Here is a 7,975-nt window from a genome sequence, read left to right on the forward strand (position 1 = left end):
GCCCTCGCACCCCGCCGGGGTGGCGGAACTGGTCAGACGCGGCCGGCTTAAAACCGGCTGTCCCTTCGGGACATGGGGGTTCGACTCCCTCCCCCGGCACTACAGCGGTCTGTCCCGCAGGGACTGACCCCCGTGAAGCGTGGCGTTGCCCGAAGCGTCGCGGACCAGGCCCTCGGAGCAGTCCCCTGAATCCAACCCCCTGGATACACTCAGCGCGCCATGGCGAGCACCGAGCACGTCCCGTCGTTCGCCCATCTCGAGTTCGACACACCGCTCTACCGCACGGCCATTGCGCAGTTCGACCAGGCGGTTCCGCACGCCAACGTCGACCCGGGCGTCGCCGAGCGGCTGCGGCACCCGGAACGGTCGATCATGGTCTCCTGCCCGGTCGGCCTCGACGACGGGACGCGCGTCGTCTTCCCGGGCTACCGCGTGCAGCACTCGAGCGTCATGGGGCCGACGAAGGGGGGCGTCCGCTACGACCCGGAGGTCACGCTCGGCGAGTGCGCCGCGCTCGCGGTGTGGATGACGTGGAAGTGCGCGCTGCTGCGGCTGCCCTACGGCGGCGCGAAGGGCGGTGTCCGGTGCAACCCGCCGGAGATGTCCGCGGCCGAGATCGAGCGGCTGACGCGCCGGTTCACGTCGGAGCTGCTGCCGTTCATCGGACCGCAGGAGGACATTCCCGCGCCCGACATGGCGACGAACGAACAGACCATGGCGTGGATGATGGACACCTACTCCATGCAGCGCGGCCATGCGGTTCCGGAGATCGTGACCGGCAAGCCGATCTCGATCGGCGGCTCCGTCTTCCGCCACGAGGCGACCGGAGCCGGCGTCGTGATGGTCGTCGCCCGCGCCTGCGAGCGCATGGGCTGGCGCCTGTCGGAGCAGCGCTGCGTCGTCCAGGGCTTCGGCAACGTCGGCGGTACTGCCGCGCAGGAGCTCGTCGACCGGGGCGCGACGGTCGTCGGCGTCTCCGACGTGTCCGGAGGCGTCTTCGACGCGGACGGGCTCGACATCCCGACGATGAGCGCCTACGCCCGACAGCACCGCTCGCTCGAGGGCTGGGAGACCGGGACGCGGATCACGAACGAGGAGCTCCTCGAGCTCGAGTGCGACATCCTGGTGCTCGCCGCCCGCGAGGATCAGATCCACGCCGACAACGCCTCGCGGCTTCGCTGCCGGATGATCGCCGAGGGAGCCAACGGGCCGACGTCGCTCGAGGGTGACGCCATCCTGCGCGAGCGCGGGATCCCGATCCTGCCGGACATCCTCACGAACGCCGGCGGGGTCACCGTCTCGTACTTCGAGTGGGTGCAGGACCTCGGACGCCTCTTCTGGGGCCGCGACGAGATCCGGGCGAAGCTCGCCGAGAAGCTGAACGACGCCTTCGACCGCGTCTGGGAGATCTCCCACGAGCGCGACGTGCCGATGCGGACCGCAGCGCTCGTCGCGGGGATCCGGGACGTCTCGTCGGCGCTCGAGGCGCGCGGGCTCTATCCGTGACGGAGGAGCAGGCCCTCCGCGTCCGCGACGCGATGATCGCCGAGCCGCGCGCACTTCCGGCGAGCGCGACCGCGCAGGAGGCGGGAGAGGTGCTCACGCCGGCCGAGGTGCGCGCGGTCTACATCGTCGGCGACGAGGGCGAGCTCCTCGGCGTCGTCACGCGCAAGACGCTCGTCGCACGCGTGGTGGCGCAGGGGCGTGACCCGAGCGCGGTGCACGTCGCCGAGATCGCCGAGCCCCCGCACTACACGATCGACGCGGACACGCCGCTCGACGAGGGCTTCCGCTTCATCGAGGAGGAGGACGCCGAGCGCGTGCCCGTCGTCGACGGCGGCCGCCTCGTCGGCGTCGTCTCCCGCGCCGTCCTCCAGCGCCGGCTCGCCGAGGACGAGGAGCCTGCGGCCGAGGATCCGTAGTTCCTACCGACCCGTCCGGCGGCTTCCCCCACGACCCCGATCGGCCCGAGCGCATAGCATCGCGCGGGAGATGGACCCGAGGAGCGCGACTCGGAACCTCGTCCTCGCGACGTCCGCGTTCGCGGTGGCGTTCGTCGGTTGGAGCCTGATCGCGCCCCTCGCGAAGCGCTTCCAGGACGACCTCGACCTCTCGAACACCCGGACGCTGATGCTCACGGCGGTGCCCGTCGTGCTCGGATCCCTGCTCCGGATCCCCGTCGGCGTACTGACGGATCGCCTCGGCGGACGGGTGATGTTCCCGGTCGTGCTCGGGGTCTCGGCGATCCCCGCCGCGATCTTCGGGTTCGTCGACGGGTACGCCGCGCTGATCGTCGTCGGCTTCTTCCTCGGCATCGCCGGCTCGTCCTTTGCGGTCGGCGTGCCGTTCGTGGCCGGCTGGTATGCGAAGGAGCGCCAGGGGTTCGCGCTCGGCGTATACGGGATGGGGAACATCGGCACGGCCGTCGCGGCGTTCGGCGCGCCCGCGATCGTCGACTGGCTCGGCCGTGAGGCCCTCGGGATCGTCGCCGCCGTGCTCCTGCTCGCGACCGCGTTCCTCTTCTACCGGATGGCCGAGGATCCGCCGCGGGGGCCGGCCGTCCACTACGGCGCGGTCTTGCGCTCGGGCTGGAGGCTGTGGCGGCTCGCGCTCCTCTACTTCGTCACGTTCGGCGGCTTCGTCGCGATGGCGGTCTTCCTGCCGAAGCTGCTCCGGGACTGGTTCGACATCTCGCTCACGAACGCCGGTCTGCGCGCCGCGGGCTTCACGGTCGTCGCGACGTTCGCCCGGCCGGTGGGCGGCTATCTCTCCGACCGGATCGGCCCGGCGACCGTGCTGGTCGTCGTCTTCGTCGGTGCGGGGCTCGACGCCGCCTGGCTGGCGATGATCTCCGACGACCCGACCTGGGTCCCCGTCACGATCGCCTGCCTGACGCTCGCAGGGTTCCTCGGTCTCGGGAACGGGGCCGTCTTCAAGGCCGTGCCGCGCGACTTCCCCCAGGCGACCGGTGCGGCGACCGGCATCGTGGGTGCGGCGGGCGGGCTCGGCGGGTTCTTCCCGCCGGTGGTGATGGGAATCGTGAAAGATCACTTCGACACCTATGCGCTCGGTTTCGTCGGATTGCTCCTGTTCACCGTGGTCTGCCTCGTCGTCGCCCTGACGATGCGCCGCGCCTCGCGTCTGCCCCACGAGGTCGCGGCGTGAGCCTCCTCACCCGGCCGCGCTACTTCTCAGGCGGCGGCTCGGCAGACGGATGGAGCGTGCTGCAGCCGGACGGGCGCGAGTGGGAGCGCTTCTACCGCGACCGCTGGCAGCACGACAAGGTCGTCCGCTCGACCCACGGCGTCAACTGCACCGGATCCTGCTCGTGGAAGATCCACGTCAAGGACGGGATCGTCGCCTGGGAGACGCAGCAGACCGACTACCCGACGAACGGGCCGGACGTCCCCGAATACGAGCCGCGCGGCTGCCCGCGAGGCGCCTCGTTCAGCTGGTACCTCTACTCGCCGATCCGCGTGCGCTACCCGTACGTCCGCGGCGTTCTGCTCGAGATGTTCCGCGAGGCGCGCGCGAGGCACGGCGGCGACCCTGTGGAGGCCTGGGCCGCGATCGTCGAAGACCCGGAGAAGGCACGCTCGTACAAGTCCATCCGCGGGAAGGGCGGCTTCGTGCGAGCGTCGTGGGACGATGTCGTCGACCTCGTCTCCGCGGCGCACGTCTACACGGTGAAGAAGTACGGGCCGGACCGGATCGCGGGGTTCACGCCGATCCCGGCGATGTCGATGGTGTCGTACGCGGCGGGAACGCGCTTCCTCTCGCTGATCGGCGGGATCTGCTTGAGCTTCTACGACTGGTATGCGGACCTGCCGCCGGCCTCCCCGCAGATGTGGGGCGACCAGACCGACGTGCCGGAGTCCGCGGACTGGTGGAACGCGAGCTACATCGTTCTCTGGGGCTCGAACATCCCGCAGACCCGTACGCCCGACGCACACTTCCTCGCAGAGGCGCGGTACCGCGGCCAGAAGGTCGTCGTGGTCTCTCCCGACTACGCGGGCCACACGAAGTTCGCAGACCACTGGCTGCCCGCCGAGGCCGGCACCGACGGCGCGCTCGCGATGGCGATGGCGCACGTCGTCCTCAAGGAGTTCCACGTCGAGCGCACGGTCACGTGGTTCGACGAGTACGTGAAGCGCACGACCGACCTGCCGTTCCTCGTCACGCTGCGCGAGCGCGACGGCGCCTACGTCGCCGATCGCTTCCTCCGCGCCTCCGACCTCGACGACACGAGCGAGCACGCCGAGTGGAAGACGGTGCTCGTCGACTCGAGGACGGGGGAGACCGTCGTGCCGAACGGCTCGGTCGGGTTCCGCTGGGGCGACGAGGGCATGGGGAAGTGGAATCTCGAGCTCGGCGACGTGGACCCGGCCCTCACGCTCCTCGGCCGCCACGACGAGCTCGTCGAGCTCGACCTGCCGCGCTTCGACGTCGGTGGCTCGCAGGGCGAGGCCCTTCGCAGGGGCGTCCCGGCGATGAGGGTCGGCGGCCGTCTCGTGACAACCGTCTTCGATCTCCTCGCGGCTCAGCTCGGCGTCGCGCGCGACGGTCTGCCAGGGAGCTGGCCGAGCGGCTACGACGATGCGTCCGAGCCGTACACGCCCGCGTGGCAGGAGCCGATCACCGGGGTCGACGCGGGCCGGGTGACCCGTGTCGCGCGCGAGTTCGCGCGGAACGCGGAGCGCTCGAACGGCCGCTCGATGATCGTCCTCGGCGCGGGGACGAACCACTGGTTCCACTCCGACCAGATCTACCGGGCGATCCTCCAGCTCGTCGCGCTCTGCGGCTGCCAGGGGGTCAACGGCGGCGGCTGGGCGCACTACGTCGGACAGGAGAAGGTGCGTCCGATCAGCGGCTGGTCGACGGTCGCCTTCGCGCTCGACTGGAACCGCCCCCCGCGCCAGCAGGCGACGACGCCGTTCTGGTTCCTCGCGAGCGACCAGTTCCGCTTCCAGCGCACGCGCGCGGGCGTCTACTCGACCCCGCTCGGCAAGGGGCTCCTCGACGAGATGCACGTCGCCGACTGCAACCTGCTCGCCGCGCGGCTCGGCTGGATGCCCTCGTACCCGACATTCGACCGGAACCCGCTCGAGCTGACCCGCGAGGCTGCCGAGGCCGGGGTGGAGGCGCCCGCGTACGTCGTCGACCGGCTCAAGTCCGGCGAGCTCAAGTTCGCCGCCGAGGATCCCGACGCGCCCGAGAACTTCCCACGCGTCCTCACGCTCTGGCGTGCCAACCTCCTCGGCTCGTCGAGCAAGGGCCACGAGTACTTCCTCCGGCACGTCCTCGGTGTCGAGGACGCCGCGGTCCGGAACATCGAGGTGCCTCCGGAGCAGCGACCCACGGAGGTCGTCTGGCACGAGGAGGCTCCGACCGGCAAGTTCGACCTCTTCACGACGATCGACTTCCGGATGAACGGGTCGGCCCTCTATTCGGACGTCGTTCTGCCCGCCGCGACGTGGTACGAGAAGCACGATCTCTCGTCGACCGATCTGCACCCCTTCGTCCACTCCTTCAACCAGGCGGTGCCGCCGCCCTGGGAGGCCCGCACCGACTTCGACATCTTCGACCGGATCGCCGAGCGCTTCTCGGAGCTCGCGGTCGAGCACCTCGGCACGCGCACCGACCTCGTGGCCGCGCCGCTCCTCCACGACACGCCCGACGAGCTGGCGCAGCCGTTCGGAGAGGTGCGCGACTGGAAGCGGGGGGAGTGCGAGCCGGTGCCGGGCAAGACGATGCCGAAGCTCGTTCCCGTCGAGCGCGACTACACGGCCGTGCACCGCAAGTGGAGGGCGCTCGGCCCGCTGACCGAGAAGCTCGGCTCGTCTGCGAAGGGCATCCCGCTGCTGCCGACCGTCGAGCTCGACCAGCTCCGCGCGGCAAACGGCGAGATCGACGGCCGCCCGGCGCTCACGCGCGACGTCCACTGGTGCGAGGCGATCCTCGCCCTGTCGGGCGTCTCGAACGGCCGCCTCGCCGTCGAGGGCTTCCGCGGGCTCGAGAAGCGCACCGGGACGCACCTGGCCGACATCGCCGAGGAGCACGCGGACGTCCGCATCACCTTCGGCGACACGCAGGTGCAGCCGCGAAAGGTGCTCGCCTCGCCCGAGTGGTCGGGGATGGAGTCGCGCGACCGGCGCTACAACCCGTTCACGATCAACGTCGAGCGGAACGTCCCCTTCCGCACGCTCACCGGGCGCCAGCAGCTCTACGTCGAGCACGCCTGGATGCTCGAGTACGGCGAGGGCCTGCCGACTTACCGGCCGCCGCTCAACGTGCTCGGGGTCGTCGGCACGCAACTCTCCGGCGAGGAAGGCCGCAAGGAGCTCCACGTCCGCTGGCTGAGCCCGCACAGCAAGTGGTCGATCCACTCCGAGTTCCAGGACAACCTCCACATGCTCACGCTCTTCCGCGGCGGGCCGGTGGTGTGGCTCTCCGACGTCGACGCGCGCGAGATCGAGATCGCCGACAACGACTGGTGCGAGGTGTTCAACCGCAACGGCGTCGTCGTCGCGCGCGCGGTCGTCTCGCACCGGATCCCACCGGGGATCGGGCTCATGTACCACTCGCAGGACAGGCACGTGAACGTCCCGCTGTCCGAGATCACCGAGACGCGCGGCGGCACCGACAACTCCGTCACGCGCATCTCGATGAAGCCGACCCATCTGATCGGTGGCTACGCGCAGTTCTCGTACGGGTTCAACTACTACGGCCCGACCGGCACGCAACGCGACGAGATGGTCGCGGTCCGCAAGCTCCTCGGGAAGCCGGTCTACTGATGCAGGTTCGCGCCCAGATCGCGATGGTGATGAACCTCGACAAGTGCATCGGGTGCCACACCTGCTCGGTCACGTGCAAGAACGTGTGGACGAACCGCCGCGGCACCGAGTACGTCTGGTTCAACGACGTCGAGACGAAGCCGGGGGTCGGCTACCCCAAGCAGTGGGAGAACCAGGACCGCTGGAAAGGCGGCTGGGAGCTCAAGGGCGGCAAGCTCCGGCTCAAGGCAGGCGGCCGGCTCCGGAAGCTCGCGACGCTCTTCTTCAACCCGGAGCTGCCGACGCTCGACGACTACTACGAGCCCTGGACGTACGACTACGAGACGCTGACGACCGCGGGTGTCTCGAAGCACCAGCCGGTCGCGCAGCCCGAGTCGCAGGTGACGGGTCGACCCCTCGACCTGCAGTGGGGCCCGAACTGGGAGGACGACCTCGCGGGAGCGCCAGAGCGGGCCCGCCTCGACCCGAACCTTCGCGACGGCGTCGAGGAGCACGTGCGGCTCGAGTACGAGAAGGCGTTCATGTTCTACCTCCCGCGAATCTGCGAGCACTGCCTCAACCCGTCGTGCGTCGCGTCGTGCCCGTCGGGGGCGATGTACAAGCGGGCCGAGGACGGGATCGTGCTCGTCGACCAGGAGCAATGCCGCTCGTGGCGGATGTGCGTCAGCGGCTGCCCGTACAAGAAGGTCTACTTCAACTGGTCGACGGGGAAGGCGGAGAAGTGCACGCTCTGCTACCCACGGATCGAGGCGGGCCAGCCGACGATCTGCTCGGAGACGTGCGTCGGGAAGATCCGCTACCTCGGCGTCGTGCTCTACGACGCCGACCGGGTGCAGGAGGCGGCCTCCGTGCCCGACGAGAAGGACCTGCTGCCGGCGCAGCTCTCGCTGTTCCTCGACCCGGCCGACCCCGACGTGCGGGAGCAGGCGCGCCGGGATGGAATCGCCGAGGACTGGCTCGACGCGGCCGCGCGCTCTCCGGTGTACGCGCTCGCGGTCGAGCACCGGGTCGCGTTGCCGCTGCATCCCGAGTACCGCACGCTGCCGATGGTCTGGTACGTCCCGCCGCTCTCGCCCGTGATGAGCCTCGTCGAGGGGCCTGGCTCCGAGGCCGACCCGGACGACGTGTTCCCCGCGATCGAGGAGCTGCGGATCCCGATCGAGTACCTCGCGAACCTGCTC

At 70.2% G+C, this 7,975-nt stretch carries 5 protein-coding genes and 1 tRNA gene; all 6 read left to right on the plus strand.

The window, feature by feature from the left end; all coding sequences use genetic code 11:
• Positions 1 to 13 precede the first annotated feature (13 nt).
• Positions 14 to 99: transfer RNA gene (locus tag VNM44_RS04230), tRNA-Leu, on the plus strand.
• A gap of 120 nt (positions 100 to 219) precedes the next feature.
• Entirely contained in the window at positions 220 to 1,506 is a 1,287-nt protein-coding gene (locus VNM44_RS04235; RefSeq protein WP_325622968.1) for a Glu/Leu/Phe/Val dehydrogenase, read from the plus strand.
• Positions 1,503 to 1,922 carry a cyclic nucleotide-binding/CBS domain-containing protein gene (locus VNM44_RS04240; RefSeq protein ID WP_325622970.1) on the plus strand — a complete coding sequence of 140 codons (420 nt, stop codon included), beginning with the start codon at positions 1,503 to 1,505 and terminating at the stop codon, positions 1,920 to 1,922. Before VNM44_RS04235 ends, VNM44_RS04240 begins: the two co-directional genes overlap by 4 nt.
• A 70-nt stretch (positions 1,923 to 1,992) precedes the next feature.
• Positions 1,993 to 3,165 (plus strand): MFS transporter, encoded by a 1,173-nt coding sequence (locus VNM44_RS04245; protein WP_325622972.1) that lies wholly within the window; start codon positions 1,993 to 1,995, stop codon positions 3,163 to 3,165.
• The gene (locus VNM44_RS04250; RefSeq protein ID WP_325622974.1) at positions 3,162 to 6,794 is read left to right on the plus strand and encodes a nitrate reductase subunit alpha; all 3,633 of its coding nucleotides are present in this window, start codon (positions 3,162 to 3,164) and stop codon (positions 6,792 to 6,794) included. Before VNM44_RS04245 ends, VNM44_RS04250 begins: the two co-directional genes overlap by 4 nt.
• Positions 6,794 to 7,975 (plus strand): nitrate reductase subunit beta (gene narH / locus VNM44_RS04255; RefSeq protein WP_325622976.1); only part of this gene is annotated, 1,182 nt, incomplete at its 3' end. The genes VNM44_RS04250 and narH, both read left to right, overlap by 1 nt.

The sequence above is a fragment of the Gaiella sp. genome (assembly GCF_035558935.1).
GTDB lineage: Bacteria > Actinomycetota > Thermoleophilia > Gaiellales > Gaiellaceae > Gaiella.

What these genes read in the sequence shown, in the direction of transcription:
- VNM44_RS04235 (WP_325622968.1), top strand. Translation starts at nt 220, where the DNA reads ATGGCGAGCACCGAGCACGTCCCGTCGTTCGCCCATCTCGAGTTCGAC.
- VNM44_RS04245 (WP_325622972.1), top strand. Translation starts at nt 1,993, where the DNA reads ATGGACCCGAGGAGCGCGACTCGGAACCTCGTCCTCGCGACGTCCGCG.